The organism is Glycomyces amatae, assembly GCF_020991375.1.
Taxonomy (GTDB): Bacteria; Actinomycetota; Actinomycetes; order Mycobacteriales; family Micromonosporaceae; genus Glycomyces; species Glycomyces amatae.
Window position 1 is genome coordinate 1 of the sequence record NZ_JAJLQZ010000012.1, and the last position, 16,475, is coordinate 16,475.

The window sequence follows — 16,475 nt, forward strand, 5'->3', positions numbered from 1 at the left end:
CGGGGGGGGGGGGGGGGGGGGCGCCCGCCCCCCCCCCCCCCCCCCCCCGTCTCGCCGTCCCCGCGGGGACGGCGAGAGGCCCGGGCGATCGGATGATCGGCCCGGGCCCCTCGATGCTGTGAAGCGAAGGTACGCGTTCTACATGAAGCGCGCGCGGTTCGCAGCCTCGGTCTCCTGGTAACGGATCTTGGCGTTGTCGACAGCGGTGCCGACCTGCTCCAGGATCTCGTTCAGCTTCGCGATGGACTGGTTCCACTCCTCGCGCTGAGCGGTGTACGCCTCGGCCGCGGCGTCGTCCCACTCGAGGGCGTCGAGCTTCGTGGCGAGCTCGGCGAGCGTGTCGTTGATCGACTGCGAGTCCTGGTGGATTCGCTGGCTCGACTCCTCCATGAACGCGTAATCGAGTTGGATCTGTCCGGACATGACGGTTCACCTCTTCCTTGGGTATCGGGGGGGTTGTTACAGCAGGCCTGCGAAGTCGCTGCCGCTCTCTTCGTCCTGCTCCGTGGTCGCGGTGGCGCTGGTGTCCAGCATGTCCGCGATGTTCTGGAGCGCTTCGAGGAGGTCGGCGGACTCCTTGTTCCACTGCTCCATGACGTTCTGGAACGCGACGGCGCCTTGGCCCTTCCAAGCGTCGGCGAGCGTCTCGACCAGCGACTTCAGGCCGGCCAGGGTCCCGTCAACATCGTTCTTCGCGTTCAACGTGTCGACAGCAGCCTGGTGGACTGTGTCGGCTGTCATTGCGACCATCGATACACCTCCTGATCGTGAGAACCGGGGGCTGCGGCGCTAGGGCTCTAGGCCGTCAGGGGTATCCCAGTGAGTTTTTTCATCGATTCCGCAGTCACCATAACCCGTCCGTGCAAACTCACCGGGTTGGTGGTGCGTCTCAGAGTTTACTAGTCGCGAGAACGCCCGTGTATCCCCACTTTGTGCCACCTCGCCCGCTCGGCGGCCGCGGGGCGCGACGGGGCCGCGTAGCGTTCGGGCGAACGTGAAATACCAGCTACATGGAGGGGTCGCAGCTCCCTTGTGTCCCGATCTCCCCGGTTCGTGCCAAGCCGCGCGGCCAACGGGCCCCGGATGGCGCGCAATCGGTATGCTGGTCTCAGCACAACATCGAGCGGCCGTGCCCGTCGCAGCACGTCAAAGGCACGCGAGCGGCCGCCGAGACCTACCCCCTGACGACACTCATGCACCGAGGTGATGACGTTGCTTCCTGAGGAAATGGACGGCTCCTACACGGCTGTGAGGAACTCGGACGGCTCCTACACCGTCACGACTGCTGCCGACCAACAGTTCCGTATGACCGAGGAGTCCTTCGACGAGTTCATCTCCAAGATGGGGCTCACGATTCAGGACCTCGACATCTACCGCAGCCAGGTGATGGGCGGCTCCGTCATCCGCCTTCGCGAGGGCATGAACGCCGAGTACATCAGCGCGGGCAGCTTCCGCACGGTCGACACCGTGGACGTGCCGTTCGGCGGCTTCGACGACGCCCGGGAGCTGGCGGAGGTCTACAAGGGCACCTTCTACCCGTCGCGGGCCGAGCAGCTCGACCGCGTCTTCCACGGACTCGACACCGGTCGCGTGGTCAGCGAGGACATCAAGGTCAGCTACCTGGAGTCCGACGGCAACGTCTCGGCCGGCCTGACCAACGTCCAGAGCGGGTTCGACAGCCGCGGAGGCGTCTCGGAGCACGAGGTCACGGACGTCAGCAACGAGAACGACGAGAACGAGCCCCCGGCCACCGGCACGGAGACCCCCGGGCAAGAGACTCCGGGCTCCGAAGACGAACCCCCGATGCTTTAGCCCCGCTGATCGCAGACGACCTGAACCCCGAGGAAGGAGCCTGCCATGGTTGCCAAGGGCAAAGGCAAGGACTACTACAAGAGCACTTACACCCACGAGCAGCTGTGGGACATGCTGAACGAAGGCGACGACTGGGCCGTCGACCAAGCCGGTTCGATCTGGACCTCCGCCGCGAGCGGCATGAAGGCCGCGCGCGAGGAGATGTCCACTTACGTCGTCTCCCTGCGGACGCAGTGGACCGGCTCGGCCGCCGAAGAGTTCGAGAACCGCATGGGTGTTGTCGAGCGGTACAGCATCGAGTCGGAAGAGGGCATGAAGCAGGTGGGTGAGGTGACCATCCCCAAGCTAGCCGGGTACCTCAAGACCGCCCAGAGCAATGCGCAAGGCTCTGACCTGTACCCCAGCTCGACCGAGACCTATGACGAGTGGCTCGAGAGCAACGACATCGACAAGACCAAGCCCGAGTACGAGACGAAGAAGACCCAGTACGAGCGCCAGTACGAGGACTACCTCGACCAGCGCCACGAGGCCATCGCGCAGATCGTCGCCGACCTCGGCGACCAATACGCATGGGCAAGGGAAAAGGACTTCTCGGAGCCTCCGCCCCCTCCCCCCAGCGACATGCCCGGCAACTCGACCTACCAGAAGCCGACCGGTGGAGTGTTCGCCGAGAATTCACTCAGCAGTGGCGCCGACACCCCCAGCTCCCCTGGCGGCAGCGACAGCGACAGCATGAGTAGCGGCCTCACGGATCAGGCCGGAGCCGACGGGATCGTCGGTACCGAGGACGACCTGGACCCCGTGGACAGCGTTTGGGCTCCGGGCTCCTACGGCGACATCGACGGCGACAGCGGTGGTCTGGCCGAAGGCGGCGGCTCCGGCGTGATTCCGGCGGGCGGCGGTAGCGGCTACACCCCGAGCATGGGCGGCGGTGGCGGTGGCTCGACCATCACCAGCGGTTCGGGCCTGTTCGGTCCCGCCCGAGGCACTGGTGCGGGCGCGGGGACGGCCCCTGGACGCGGTACCGGGACGGGCTCGGGCACCAGCCCGGCGCGATCGGGGGCCTCCTCCGGATCGGGCAGCCGCTCGGGCGCCGGCAGCGGCAACAGCAGCGGTCGCGGCAGTGGCATGAACTCCAACCGCGGCAGTGGCATGAACCCCAACCGCGGCGGCGTGAACCGCGGCGGCAGCGGCGGTGCTCGCGGCGGCACCCGCTCGGGCTACAGCGACGATGACGACGAGACGTACACCCGCGAGACCTGGCTGCGGGAGGACGACGTCGACTGGAGCCGGAACCGGGTCCGCGACGAAGAACTCGACGACTGACGGCCACTGAGCAGTAAATGAGGGGCGAGCGGCCTGGGCCGCTCGCCCCTCAGTCGTTCCCATCGCGGTTACGCCGCGAAAGCACCAGGGCCGCGTCCGATGGCGACATCGGATGCGGCCCTGAACGCTATCGGCGGTTCGGATCGCTCGGTTGCCAAGGAGGACTCGGTTCTCCTGGGGCACCGGGCTGATTGAAGCCCTGGCCGGCCGGAGGGCTGCTGTATCCCTGCGGGCCCGGAGGCGGGCCGCCATAGTGCTGGCCTCCACCGGGCGGAGCACCGTACTGCTGGGTGGACGGAGCCGCTTGCTGGTATTCGGTCTGCCTCGGCCCGTTGCCCGGACCGAACGGTGCGGGCTGCGCATCGGCGGTCTTGCGGCCGCGACCGCGAAGAACCAGCCACACGATGATCGCGGCGGCGACGAGTACCACTGCGGCGGCGATCACGATGATGGCCGAGAGGTTGGACTCCTTCTGCCCTGCGGCAGCGGTCGAAGGTCCTGCCGATTCGGCATCGGTTCCAGGGGCAGCCGACGGGGTCTCCTCGTCGGGGCTCACCCCGCTGGCACCGGCTTCACCCATCGGGTAACCGAGGGGGTTCTCCTCGACGGCTTCGATGCCTTCGGCATTGACCGCCTGCTCGGCGTTTACAAGGCCATAGCCTGCCTCACCGTCGCGATTGCCACTGCCGTCACCTGCTGTCTGGATCATTCGCTGGATGACGTTACTGGCATCAAGCTCAGGGTGAGCTGCCCAGGTCAAAGCGGCAACACCACCGGTAAAACCTGAACCCATCGATGTACCGCCGTAAACCTCTGTATACAGTTCAGTGCCATCGCCCAGCGTGCCGAACTGCGGCACTGGTGCCGTCATCAAATCAGCGGGCGCCGCCAATACAACCTCCTGACCGGTGGTGGTGTTCTCGAACCAGATGTCACCGTTTTGGTTGGTGCCGGTAACGGTAACCACGCCTGGAACGAAACCGGGATAGCGGACTTCCTCGTCCGGGTCGTTCCCCGCACTTGCAACGACTATCGCGCCCTTATCAATCGCGTATTGCAGAACTTCGAGGTATTCCCCGTCGAATCCAGCGCCGGAAATACCCCAGGGGACGACAAGAACATCGGCACCGTTATCGACAGCCCACCGAAACGCCTCGAACTCGGATTCTCCCATGCCACCGTTGAGGGCATTGTCACCCGAATCCAGCCAGACGGGGAGGATGGTGGCCTCAGGGGCCACCAAGAGCACTGCAGCAGCTACTGCGGAGCCATGGCCGTCAACGTCGTTCCACGCGTCCTCATGGTCCGAGAGGACCGAGTACCCGGGAAGAACGTCCTTGTCCTCGAAGAAGGGATGGTCGTTGATGCCGGTGTCCATCACCGCGACGGTGATGCCCTCGCCCTTCGTGGTCTCCCACGCGGCCGGGGCCTGGACCTGTTCGACCGCCCAGGCGTTGTCCTCGTTCAGTGTCGTGTCCTGGGCGAGCGCCGTGCCGGGTGCCGCCGCGATGGCGGCCGTGGCGGCGAGGGCGACGAAGCCCGCGCCCATGGCGGCGCGGGCGCTGCGGCCGGAGGCGGCTTGCGGCGGTCTGCTGAGGGGTGGCGTGAGAGGTGTGGCCATAGGGTGGACCCCTTCCGTGTGCCGGTCGTTACAGCGCTGTCCGCTCTGCCCCACAAGATACCGGACCAATGTTCGGGTCGCGATCCCCGCTGGGCGGCCGTCGATCACGACCGGGCGGTCCATCCAGCCGAAATCCCCCGCAGTGGTCGCCGCGTTCGCCGCACCGCACGCTGAGGTTGCGGCCGTCGGCGTGTCGGGCGGCCTCCCCTCCTACGGAAATTCGACGCGGACGACCTTCATGAGGACTTCGGTGAAGAACCGCGCGAACGCCTCCGCCCTGGCGGCAGCGCCCTCGCCGGCCTTCGGGTCGAGGTCGATGAGGCTGACCTGGGCGAAGCCGCTGTGGCCTCCCGGCTCGTCCGTCCTGTCACCGTCCCAGAGCGTGGCGAAGGCTCCTCCTGCGCGCGGATCGGAGGAGAAGACGCAGTCGTCTTCCCCGGGCAGCCATGGAGGCCGGGGTTCGAGGATCAGCGGCAGCAAGGCGGGGGTCGCCTCCAGCGACCGTTCACAGCCCGCCGAGTAGGAAGTGCCCCATGGCATCTGCGCGGGAAGGTCATATCCGACGTAGTCGAACGCGAACACGTCGACGATCGCGCTTCCGGCCGGTGCCCCGTCGATGAGCACGTTGAAGCGCACCTGGCATGTCGAGGTGCCCTCCGGCAGGTCCTCGGAGATCGACCGCACCTCTTCGAGTTCGAACTCGGCGGAGTCGGCGGCGTGCGACTCCCAGTCGCTCGCATCGCAGACGCCGCTGAGCCCGTCGGTGAACGACGTCGAGTCCTCTCCGGGGTCGCCGTACTCGTCTGCGAGGTCCGGGACGACGATGATCGTCAGCGCGCCCAGCGCGAAGCCCGCCATCCCGACTGCGGTGAGCCTGAGCAGGTTCAGCATGTGCGCCTTCGGCACGCCGAGCTCCTCGTCCCGGTCAGTCATGCCCGCTCCCCGCGGTCGCGCCTTCGAACTCGGCCTGGTCGAGTTCTCCCGAGTCCGCGTCGCTCCCCGTGGACTGCCCCGCCACGGCGCCGTGGAAGTCGGCCATCGCCTGGATCGAGCCCTGGACGTCCTCCGAGGTGATCCGGTAGTAGTCCCAGATCAGGATGATGATCGATATCGCGGAGATGAGGACCGCCAGGATCGTCGCGATCATCCCCGACAGGAGTCCCGCCACTCCCCCGAGAGGGCCGCCGAGACCCAGGATGTAGCTCCAGATGCTGCTGACGTTGTGCCCGTTGGCGGCCGCCGTGTCGTCGAGGCTGGAGAACTGCTCCCGCAGTGCGCTGCTGAGCTCTTCCAGCGTCTCCTTGAGGTGTTCGCCGAGGTTGAGCAGTACGAGGCCGGTCGATTCGGCCTTTCGGACGACTTCCTCGAAGTAGACGTCGATGCCCTGGTATCCGCCGCCGCCCTCGACCCACTCGCGGAAGGTCTCGGCGAGGTCTCCCGTCCAGGACTCGGCGAGCAGGTCTTCGAACCGGCCGTCGGCGGCTATGCTCGCGAATCGTTCGGCCGAGGTTCGGTGGAGGCGGACCGCGGTCGTCTGGATGGCGGGGACGTCGATCTGCGCGAGCTGGTGGACGACCGTGCTCGGCATGGGCGAATCGGCGTACGACCCGTCCGGGTTGCCGACGCCGTAGGATTCGGCGAGGTCGTCCAGGAGCTGGATCTTCTCCATGGCGTCGGATTCGGACAGCAAGGCGGCGACGGGGTTCGCCCACGCGGCATCGATCGCGTCGGGGACTTCGGTGTACTCGGTCGCCATGGTTCAGCCCGTCCAGTTCTCGAGCTCGGCGGTGAGCTGGTCCATGTCGTCGGCGATCGACTCCTCGTCGTCCCTCCAGCGGTCTGCGTAGAGCTGCAGCGTCTCCTGGAGGTGCTCGATGAGGTTGGAGCCGGTGGCGGCTTCTCCGGCCCGGTGGAAGTAGGTCGTCTCCACCGCCTGGACGACGTCTTCGGTCCAGAGCGCGTCGGGGCCGAACCAGGCGGCCTGCGGTATGAGGCCGCTCTCGGTGTCGTCGATCCCCTCCAGCCCGCCGGCCTCGGTGGCGAGCAGCGATTCCTGCACCACGAGGCCTTCGTACCGGCCGGTGAGGTGCTCCTTGTATTCGAGGACCGCTTCGGGGTCCATCGTCGCGTCGGCCACGGGGCGCCTCCTATCCGCTGGGGTGGTCGAGGTTCGGGGGCAGGGCTCGGAGCATCTGCTCCCGCAGCTGCCGCTGGGCCCGGTTGTAGGTCTGGAGCACCGCGGATTCGACCTCGCCGGGGTCGAGGGCGGCGGCGCCGTCGGCGTCGATCCGGATCGTGGAAGCGCGTTCCGCGTCGGCGGTGACGGTGACCGTCCCGTCGGGGGAGGTGGCCTGCGCTCTCATCGCCTGGGCCAAGGACTCCCGGACGCCCTTGAAACGGCCGATCGAGGAGGCCAGTTCCGAGAGTCCCTGCTCGATTCGGGTCATCGGGGTCCCTCCGACGGCTCGGGACCGTCCACTCCGGCTCGGATCGAGGCGACTCGCTCGCTGAGGGAGTTGACCAGTTCGGTGAGCGCCTCGGCCCTCCAGTCCCAGCCTTGCGGTTCGTAGTCGAGGTCGGGAGGTTCGATCGCGACGGCGGTGAGTTCGCCGTGCAGGTTCATGCGCGCCCCCACACGGCGGGCCGGGTTCTGGGCGGCGATGGCGCACTCTCCGTACACCTTGCGGCCCAGGTCGTCTCGTTCATCGGGGGAAGCCGATCGCAGTATGGAGCGGACATGGTCGATCATGTTGGCGTCCAACCGGTCTCCTCTGGGGGGTGAACGGCCGGACGTCGTTGTCGCAGCCTCGGAGCAGGAGTCATCACTTACCGTGACGATAACAGCGCCATATCGTTCGGAGGGTACGGCGAAACGCGGCCGCGGCCTGCGGCGGCGATGGTACGCATCGGGAGACTACGTTCGGTGATCCTCGGCAACACTGGTGATATCGAATGATCACCGGGTGTCAGCAGATCCGATTCGAGGTGACCATCCGTAATGTCGCAACGATTCGATAACGGTGAAATCCGACTCGCACCGCGAGGCGCACCGGTGCGCCTGAGGCCGCGAAAGCGGGCGGGTCGGTCGGAAGCCCCGGCCGTCTCGGCGCGTCAGTCGGTCTCCGGGCAGGTGATGCCCTCGATCTTGTCGGTCGTCGGGTCGCCTTGGGGCGGCAGGCAGGCGGGGGTCGGGTCGACCCGCTCCACGCAGGCGCTCTCGAGGCGGAAGGCCGCGCCGTCGCCCCCGGTGTACTGGAGGGTGAGCTCGTCGGCCCGCTCAGCGGTGATGCGGCGGGTGCCCTCCAGGGTCGCGCCGTCGTAGGTGAGCACGTAGTCGCCCTCGGCCCAGCGGGCCGCCACGGCGGCCTCGTAGGTCGCGAAATCGGCCGTCCGCAGCTCGTAGGTGAGGCGGTACCGGTAGGTCATCAGGCCCTCGGGGGTGCGGTAGCCGCAGTCGACGACCTCGACGGTGCGGGCGGCGAACCCGGAGAACGCCGGGATCGCCTCGGTGGTGTCGGCCACGGCGCCTTCGAGCCGCGCCCACGTGCCGTCCTCGGTGTGGTCGCCCACCGCCGCCCCGGGCTGCGAGGCGGCCTCGGCCCACCGGTGCACCTCGGTCCCCGTGCCGGCGGCGAGGGCCAGGGCGAGGCACCACACGGCGGCTTCGAGCCCCGCGAGGCGCCGCCCCGTCCGGTCGGGCCCGGCCCCGAGCCAGGCCCGGGCGCGGGCAGTCGCGGCCAGCAGCGCGCCCGCGAAGGCGATCGGCACGACGGTGAACAGGAAGCGGGTCCCGACGGCGGCGGCGCCGTCGCTCATCGCCTCCCGCACGGGCATCGCCGAGGGCGTCAGGAGCAGGACCAGCTGCACCGCCGCCAGTCCCCCCGCGGCGGCGAGGTACAGCTGGGCGCGGCGGCCGCCGCGGCCGAGCCGGACCGCCGCCAGCAGGTTCACCGGGATCGCCGGGGCCAGGATGAGGAGGTAGGACAGGCCGCGCTCGTCGAGCCCGTTGTCGACGCCCGGCCAGGCGTAGGCCTGGACGCCGCGCCAGGTCCACAGCCAGATCCACACGACCGCGGCGGCCTCGGCGAGGAGCAGGCCCCGGAGGGCCTGCACGCCGAGCGGCGGGCGCGGGCGGGCGCGGGCGGGGGCCGCCTCGGTGGGGGCGGCCTCGACCCTGGGGGGAGTCAGCAGCGGTCTCATTCGGGCCCTTGGGGGAGGTAAGGGGTCGCGTTCCGACAGTAGTACGCCGCAGGGCCGCCGACCGGTTGCAGTCGGCGGCCCTGTGCTCGGGCTTACGCGGTGCCGTTCGGCGGCAGCAGCGTCGTCTGGATGAGCTGCTCGCCGTCCTTGCGCCGCACCAGCGTGCCGCGGCCCGGGGGCTGCGCGCTGGGTCGGAGCTTGTTGAAGATCGCGCCCTCCTCCCGGCGGCCGCTCATGAGCAGGCCGGGGGATTCGAGCTGCTTGATCAGGCCGACGACCGGGTCCATCATCGCGCGCGCGGCGCCGGAGGCGCGGCGGGCGATGATGACGTGGAAGCCGATGTCGCGGCCCTGCGGGATGAGCTCGGCGAGCCCGGCGAGCGGGTTCACGCGCTGGGCGACCATCTCGTAGTCGTCGACGATCAGGTACAGGTCCGGGCCCGTCCACCACGACCGGTCGCGCAGCTGCGCGGGCGTGACCTTGTCCCCGGGGAGCCGCTTCTCGATCGGCCCCTTCAGGTTCTTGACCGAGCCCTCGAAGTGCTTGCCCGACATGGCGTAGTCCAGCAGGGTCGGCTTGGAGATCTCCTCCAGCATCCCGCGCCGGTAGTCCGCCATGATGATCTTCGCCTCGTCGGCGGTGTACGTGGACTGGATCTGCCGCGCGATGTGCCGCAGCAGGTTCGTCTTGCCGCACTCGGAGTCGCCGAAGACCAGCAGGTGCGGCTCGGCCTGGAAGTCGAGGTACACCGGCTTGAGCCCGGCCTCGTTGAGGCCGATCGGGATGCCCGGCTTCGAGCGGTCAACCGCCTTGAGGAAGTCGGCCACGTGGAGCTGCCGGGGCAGCAGGCGCACCTGCGGGCACGCCGGCCCGCGCCAGGCCTGCTTGACCTTCTTGACGAAGTCCTCCACGCCCGGTTGCAGGTCGTCGCCGTCGCGGATCCCGTCGATGCGGGGGACGGCGGCGAGGATGTGCAGCTTCTGGAGCGACAGGCCCCGGCCGGGGCGGTTCTTCGGCACGTTCGCCGCCGCTTTGCGGTCGATCTCGGACTCCATGTTGTCCGAGAGCTTCAGCTCCAGCTTGAGGCCGAACATGTCGCGCATGTTCATGCGGATGTCGCCCCAGCGGGTGCAGGTGACCATGACGTGCACGCCGTAGGCCAGGCCCCGGTTGCCGATGGCGCGGACCTGGTCCACGAACGGCTCGAAGTCCTCGCGCAGGGTCATCCAGTTGTCGATGACGAGGAAGATGTCGCCGTACGGGTCCTCCTGGAACCGCCCGTCGTTCTTCATGCGCCGGTAGGAGCCCATGCCGTCGATCTTGTTGGCGGTGAAGAACGCCTCGCGCTCGTCCAGGATCGCGTTGACCTCCTGGATCGTGCGCCGCACGCCCTCCTCCTCCTGGCGGCCGAAGACGCCGGCCACGTGGGGCAGGTCCTCGATGCCGCGCAGGGTGCCGCCGCCGAAGTCGAGGCAGTAGAACTGCACTTCGCGCGGCGTGTGCAGCAGCGCGAGCGAGCCGATCATGGCCCGCAGCATGTTCGACTTGCCCGACTGGGCGCCGCCGGCGATCGCCACGGTGCCCTGGGCGCCGGAGAGGTCGACCACGAACGGGCTGCGGCGCTGCTCGAACGGCCGGTCCTCCTCGCCGAGCACGGCGTGGAGCTTCCCGTTGAGGGAGAAGCCCTGCGGCGTCAGGCCCCGGACCGGGTCCACCTCGAGCGCGGGCAGGAGCTGGTCGAGCGTCGGCGGCTCCGCCAGCGGCGGCAGCCACACCTCGTGGGCCGGGCGGCCCATGCCGATGCAGTTGTTGACCATGACCTCGAGGTCGGAGAGCTTCTCGTTCTCGTTCTCGTCCTCGGCCTCGGCCTCCGCCACCTCCTCCTCGGGCTCCTCCTCGACCTCGGGCTCGGGGGGGAGCTCGACGAAGCCGGGCAGGAACCGCTGCACCTTGTGCTGGACGGCGGCGATGCGCTCGGCCCGGGAGGCGACGCGCTTCGGCGGCTTGTAGGTCCCGCCGACGTACGCGGCGCGGAACCGCACCAGGTCCTCGGTGCCGACCTGGAGGTACCCGTGGCCGGGCTGCTGCGGCAGCTCGTAGGCCGCGCCGGAGCCGATGACGGTGCGCGACTCCTGCGCGGAGAAGGTGCGCAGCGCGACCCGGTACGACAGGAAGGTGTCCAGGCCCTTGAGCTTGCCCTCCTCGAGGCGCTGCGAGGCCAGGAGCATGTGCACGCCGATGGACCGGCCGATGCGGCCGATCTGGAGGAACAGGTTGATGAACTCGGGCTTGGCGACGAGCATCTCGGAGAACTCGTCGGCGATGATGAGCAGGGTCGGCATCGGGTCGAGCGGCTGCCCGGCCTTGCGGGCCTTCTCGTACTCCCAGCGGTTGGTGAAGTTGCCCGAGGCGCGCAGCACCTCCTGGCGGCGCACCAGCTCGCCCTCGAGCGCGTCGGCCATGCGGTCGACCAGCTCGATCTCGTCGGCGAGGTTGGTGATGACCGCCGAGACGTGCGGCAGCTCGTCGAGGGAGGCGAAGGTCGCGCCGCCCTTGAAGTCGACGAGGATGAAGTTGAGCTCCTCGGAGGAGTGCGTGGCGATGAGCGAGCCGACGATGGTGCGCAGCACCTCCGACTTGCCGGAGCCGGTGGCGCCGATGAGCAGGCCGTGCGGGCCCATGCCGCCGGCGGCCGACTCCTTGAAGTCGATGTCGACGATGGCGCCGTCGGGGCCGGGCCCGATCGGGACCTTCAGGTAGTCCTTGACGGGCTTCTCGCGCCAGTGCACGGCCGGGTCGAGGGCGGCGGAGTCGTTGAAGCCGAGCATCTCGGGGAGGCTCGACGGGTTGGCCATCGGCGAGGCGTCCTCGTCGCCGGACTCGGTCGCGCCGGCGGCGTTCTTGAGCGAGAGCCGCCACGGCGAGAGCGAGCGGGCGATGCCCTCGGCCTGGTTGTACGAGAGGCGGTCGGGCTTGCCGAGGACGCGGCGGCGTCCGGCCTGGTCGGTGTAGATCTCCTCGTCGGTGACGTCGTAGAGCTTGATCTGCGGACCGGGCTTGCGCGGCAGGTAGCCGGAGAAGTCGAACACGGTCACGCCGGCCATGCCGTCGGCCGCGATGATCCCGGTGGGGTCGACCTCGCCGCCGTCGAGGATGACGACCAGCTGTGCCTGGCCCTCCCCCGCGGTGGCGCCTGGTGACCAGGCGCCGCGGCTCGACAGCTGGTCGCGCAGCGAGTTCTCCAGCTGGGTGGTGGTGTTGTAGAACATGCGGACCGGTCCGGCCCCGTCCTCGGCGGTCGGGTGCTGGAGGTGCGGGAGCCACTTCATCCAGTGCCACTCGGGCATGCGCTCGTTGTCGGCGACGACCGCGAAGATGACGTCGTCGGGCGAGTGGAGCACGGCGAGCTGCGTGAGCTGGGAGCGCAGGTTGTCCAGGACCAGGGCGCGGTCGCCGCGCAGGACCATGCGCCCGGCCTCGGTGTACTTCATCGAGCGGGGGATGTCGATGACGTTCGAGTGGGCCGCGACGAAGCGCCTGAGCGCCATCGAGGTCATCGGCTCCAGGTCCTCGACCGGTTTGGTCTCGGGGGGCACCAGCTTCATGGTCATGCGCTGCTTGCCGACGCCGACGCGCACGTCGAGGGCGTCGTCGTCCTTCGGCCGGCGCTCCCACATGCGGCGCGAGCCGACCAGGGACCACAGGGCGCGCGGGTCGGGGTGGCGCCAGCGGGCGGCGCGCCACTGGCGCTCGGCGCCCTTCCGGGCGCGGCGCCGCACCTGGTTGAGGTAGCGCATGTAGTCGCGCCGGTCGGCGTTGAACTCGGCCTTCTTCTGGGCGCGGTTGCCGCCCATGCTGGTGGCCATCATGCCGACCATGGAGATGCCCATCATGGCGCCCATGGCGATGCGCATGGTGTTGCTGCCCGACGAGGCCGTCGAGCCGGTGCCCACGCGGGTCATCATCATCATGGCCATGGCGGCCGCGCCGGCGAGCATCGGCAGGATCATCAGGTACTGCGCGATGTTCTTGGGCTGCGGATCGGGCATGTCGGGCGGCGACTCCAGGAGGATGTCGCCGCGCGGCGCCTGCGGTCCGCGCTTGCGCGGAGGCCTGCGGAAGAGTTTGGTCGTCACAGAGGGTCCTTGTACTCACCGGGGGAGACGCGGCCACGACTCGCGGTGCCGGCGCCTCGCGAGCTTCGACGAGGCCGCGCGCGGGCCGTGGCTTGGGCGCTGCCGTATAAAAGATGTAAGTGCGCTCTGTCGAGTATCGCACTATCAGGGTATAACCGCATCGCCACTCTGCCGTAGGACCATGGCCGTGCGGCCATGGCGGTACACCCGCCGTTGCATGAGGGATTTATCCTTTAACGGTCCCCCGATTACCGACCTGACCCGGAGGTTCGCGCGGTGAGCACCAAGTCGGCCACTCTTTCCAGGGTGACGATCGTCAGTCCTCGCACCAGGATCGACCTCGCACTGCCCTCAGACGTCCCCCTGTCCGACCTGCTGCCGACGATCCTGCACCAAGCCGGCGAGTACTACATCGACGAGGCCGGCGACAACGGCGGCTGGATCCTCGCCCGCCTCGGCGAGGACGCCCTCGACACGGGCCACTCCTGCTCGCAGCTGGGCATCAGCGACGGCGAGATGCTGTACCTCAACCCGGCCGACGCGGCGAAGCCCGAGATCGTCTTCGACGACGTCATCGACGCCGTCGCCACGGCGACCGAGCAGCGCGGCAACCGGTGGGACCACATCGCCACGAAGCGCTTCAGCGTCGGCGTCGGCACCGCGGCCCTGGCCGTGGGCGCGGTCGCGCTCCTGCTCACCACGCACCTGGCCAGCGCGATCGTCGCCCTGGGGGTGGCGGCGGTCCTCGTCGGCGCCTCGGCGCTGCTGTCGCGGGCGGTCGGGGACTCGCGGGCGGCGACGTACTTCGGGATCACCTCGGTGTTCTACGCGGGCGTGGGCGGCCTGCTCATCGCCGCCGACGGCCGGTCGCTGTTCGACCTGGAGGGCCCGCACGTGATGATCGCCGCCGCGGCGATCCTGCTGTTCAGCGTGCTGGCGATGGTGGCGGTGGGCGACATGGCCTCGGCGCCGGTGTTCATCGTGACGATCCTCGGGGCCGTGGTCCTGGGGATCTCGACGGCGCTGATGATGGTCATCCCGAACGGCACTGCCGCCACGGCCGCGGGGATAGCGGCGCCGCTGGCGCTGGCGATCCTCCCGGCCGCCCCGCGCCTGTCGCTGTCGATGGCGATGGTGCCGACCCCGACCCTGCCGACCACCACGGACGAGCTGAAGGAGGGGGACACCGAGGCCATCGACGGCAAGCGGATCCTGAAGCTCTCCGAGCACGCCGGGAACTACCTGGAGGCGCTGCTCTCCTTCGCGGCCGTGGTCGGCCTGGTCTCCGCGATCGCGCTGGCGTTCTCCGACAAGATGCCCGAGGGGCTCATCCTGGCGACGGTCCTGTCGCTGGTGCTGCTGAGCCGGGCGCGCTCGATCGAGGACCGCCCCGCCCGCATCGTCATGCTCGCCGGCGGCATGGGCGGCCTGGCCGCGACGCTGGCGGCGATCTTCGTGGCGAGCGAGGGGAACATCCTGGTGCGGCTGACGGTCATCCTCGGCGCCCTGACGCTGCTGACGCTGATCGCGATGGTCTACGGCCTGGCCGTGGCCGGGAAGAAGATCGCCCCCACGTGGGGCCGCTCCCTCGACATCATCGAGGCGCTGCTCATCGTGTCGATCCTGCCGCTGGTCGGCTGGGTCTGCAACCTGTACGCGATCGCGCTGTCGCTGCGAGGCTAGTCCACCCCGACGTCGACTCTGAGAGAGGCGAATTCCGATGCCCCAGATGCGCTCCCGGCGCGAGCAGGTGGAAGCCCACCGCTTCATCACCTCGCGCATGAACCAGGCGCTGGTGCTGGCCAACCCCGACTCGATCGAGCGGCCGCTGCGGCGCATCGGCGTGTCGATCTTCGCGTCGGTGATGGTGCTGGCCCTGATCTTCGGCGGTTTCGCGATCGCGACGCTGTTCAACAAGGGCAACGCGCTGCCGGAGCCCGGTGCGATCATCACGATCAAGGGCAGCAACTCCGTGTACGTGTACACGACCAAGAGCGGCGGCGAGGAGACCGAGGACGACAAGCTGCGGCTGTGGCAGGTCACGAACTACACCTCGGCGCTGCTGCTGGCCAAGCCCGGTTCCAACGGCAAGCCGCAGGTCCAGGACCTGAAGGCCTCGTCGCTGGCGGGGATCGCCCGCGGCAGCTTCACCATCGGCATCCAGGGGATCCCGACGCAGCCGCCGAGCCCCGAGGAGCTGCTCCAGAAGCAGGACTGGAACGCCTGCTCGATCCCGCGCCGGGACAACGGCACGACGAGCTTCCAGCTGACGCAGCTGGCGGTCATGGACCTGGAGGCGCCCGACAAGGAGCTCTCCGACGACACCTGGATGCTCGTCAAGACGGCCGTGGACGAGAGCCAGGTCGAGGCCGAGTACTACCTGCTGTGGAACGGCGCCAAGTACGGGATCGGCGACGACGACCGGCCCGCCAGCAAGGTGATCGACGACCTGGGCCTCTCGGTCAATGATGCGGTCCCGCTCGACGCGGCGATGCTCCGGGCGATCCCCACGGGCCCGCCGCTGGCGCCGGAGATCCGGCCCGAGTTCGGGGAGACCTCCGAGGAGGGGGTGACCGCCTTCGACGGCACGCCGCTGACGTACGGCCGCCCGGTCTCAGAGAGCGACAACCTGTACGTGCTCGTCAAGACCGAGAACGACGGCGACGAGTTCGCCGAGATCACCCCGACGATGGAGGCCCTGCTGAAGACGCAGTACGGCGCGACCATCGAGATCGACCCGATCGACCGGAGCGACATCGGCGCCACGGCGACCTACCTGCCCCCGGACTACCCCGTGGAGTACCTGGGCAAGAACCCGTGGACGACCGACGCCAGCAGGCCCGCCGTGTGCGCGGTGTACTCGGAGGAGGCCCAGAAGGAGGGCGACACCTCGATCTCGATCGCCATGTACGAGCAGGCTCCCGACGAGTTGACCGACGCGGCCGAGTCCGTCGAGTTCACCGACGAGGGGGAGATCTTCTCGCAGGTCGAGGGCATGGTCGCGCAGACGGTGCTGCCGCAGGGCATGGCGGTGCTGGCCGACGCCCGCACCGACGAGGGCGGGACGATCTCGGGCTTCACCTACATGGTCAGCGACCAGGGCTTCCGCCACGGCATCATCGACCAGGGCATCACCGACTCGACCCAGAAGCTGCTGGGCTACGACGGCGTCGACGCGGTCTCGGTGCCGGACACCATGATCTCGCTCATCCCCGAGGGGCCGTCGCTCGATCCGTACGAGGCCCGCAAGCAGATGGCCGTGGACGCCGACGACGTCCCGGTCTACGAGACCGAGTCCGAGTCGCCCGCCGCGGGCGGCTAGGAGCCGACGTGAACGACGGTGCCGCCGGGCCTTCGGGTCCCGGCGGCACCGTCGTTCG

Annotated in this window: 14 protein-coding genes; 4 read left to right on the forward strand and 10 right to left on the reverse strand. The window is 69.0% G+C overall.

Annotated elements, in window-relative coordinates; translation table 11 throughout:
- Positions 1-138 precede the first annotated feature (138 nt).
- Positions 139-423, reverse strand: coding sequence for a WXG100 family type VII secretion target (locus LO763_RS17870; protein WP_230786817.1), 285 nt, complete (start codon positions 421-423; stop codon positions 139-141).
- 36 nt (positions 424-459) lie between these two features.
- Positions 460-741, reverse strand: a complete 282-nt coding sequence (locus tag LO763_RS17875; protein WP_230786819.1) for a WXG100 family type VII secretion target — start codon at positions 739-741, stop codon at positions 460-462.
- 471 nt (positions 742-1,212) lie between these two features.
- On the opposite strand from LO763_RS17875, the gene LO763_RS17880 reads away from it, so the two are divergent.
- On the forward strand, positions 1,213-1,812 hold the full coding sequence (locus tag LO763_RS17880; RefSeq protein WP_230786821.1) for a hypothetical protein: 600 nt from the start codon (positions 1,213-1,215) through the stop codon (positions 1,810-1,812).
- Positions 1,813-1,857: 45 nt separating this feature from the next.
- On the forward strand, positions 1,858-3,138 hold the full coding sequence (locus LO763_RS17885) for a hypothetical protein (RefSeq protein ID WP_230787128.1): 1,281 nt from the start codon (positions 1,858-1,860) through the stop codon (positions 3,136-3,138).
- Positions 3,139-3,265: 127 nt separating this feature from the next.
- Here the strand turns inward: LO763_RS17885 and LO763_RS17890 are convergent, their stop codons facing one another.
- The 8 genes from LO763_RS17890 to eccCa all read right to left on the reverse strand — a co-directional run bounded on the left by LO763_RS17890 (position 3,266) and on the right by eccCa (position 13,095).
- Complete coding sequence (locus LO763_RS17890; protein ID WP_230786823.1) at positions 3,266-4,759, reverse strand: S8 family peptidase; 1,494 nt, start codon at positions 4,757-4,759, stop codon at positions 3,266-3,268.
- Positions 4,760-4,969: 210 nt separating this feature from the next.
- Positions 4,970-5,692, reverse strand: coding sequence for a hypothetical protein (locus tag LO763_RS17895; protein ID WP_230786825.1), 723 nt, complete (start codon positions 5,690-5,692; stop codon positions 4,970-4,972).
- Complete coding sequence (locus LO763_RS17900; RefSeq protein WP_230786827.1) at positions 5,685-6,515, reverse strand: hypothetical protein; 831 nt, start codon at positions 6,513-6,515, stop codon at positions 5,685-5,687. The genes LO763_RS17895 and LO763_RS17900 overlap by 8 nt, the downstream gene beginning before the upstream one ends.
- A 3-nt stretch (positions 6,516-6,518) precedes the next feature.
- On the reverse strand, positions 6,519-6,896 hold the full coding sequence (locus LO763_RS17905; RefSeq protein WP_230786829.1) for a hypothetical protein: 378 nt from the start codon (positions 6,894-6,896) through the stop codon (positions 6,519-6,521).
- Between the two features lie 10 nt (positions 6,897-6,906).
- Positions 6,907-7,206 carry a YbaB/EbfC family nucleoid-associated protein gene (locus tag LO763_RS17910; protein ID WP_230786831.1) on the reverse strand — a complete coding sequence of 100 codons (300 nt, stop codon included), beginning with the start codon at positions 7,204-7,206 and terminating at the stop codon, positions 6,907-6,909.
- On the reverse strand, positions 7,203-7,520 hold the full coding sequence (locus LO763_RS17915) for a hypothetical protein (RefSeq protein WP_230786832.1): 318 nt from the start codon (positions 7,518-7,520) through the stop codon (positions 7,203-7,205). The genes LO763_RS17910 and LO763_RS17915 overlap by 4 nt, the downstream gene beginning before the upstream one ends.
- 350 nt (positions 7,521-7,870) lie before the next feature.
- The gene (locus LO763_RS17920; RefSeq protein WP_230786834.1) at positions 7,871-8,959 is read right to left on the reverse strand and encodes a hypothetical protein; all 1,089 of its coding nucleotides are present in this window, start codon (positions 8,957-8,959) and stop codon (positions 7,871-7,873) included.
- Between the two features lie 92 nt (positions 8,960-9,051).
- Positions 9,052-13,095, reverse strand: coding sequence for a type VII secretion protein EccCa (gene eccCa, locus LO763_RS17925; protein ID WP_230786837.1), 4,044 nt, complete (start codon positions 13,093-13,095; stop codon positions 9,052-9,054).
- Between the two features lie 276 nt (positions 13,096-13,371).
- Here eccCa and eccD point away from each other — a divergent pair, with 276 nt between their 5' ends.
- Both eccD and eccB read left to right on the forward strand, forming a co-directional pair.
- On the forward strand, positions 13,372-14,778 hold the full coding sequence (eccD, locus tag LO763_RS17930; RefSeq protein WP_230786839.1) for a type VII secretion integral membrane protein EccD: 1,407 nt from the start codon (positions 13,372-13,374) through the stop codon (positions 14,776-14,778).
- 37 nt (positions 14,779-14,815) lie between these two features.
- Positions 14,816-16,417 (forward strand): type VII secretion protein EccB, encoded by a 1,602-nt coding sequence (gene eccB / locus LO763_RS17935; protein WP_230786841.1) that lies wholly within the window; start codon positions 14,816-14,818, stop codon positions 16,415-16,417.
- Positions 16,418-16,475 lie beyond the last annotated feature (58 nt).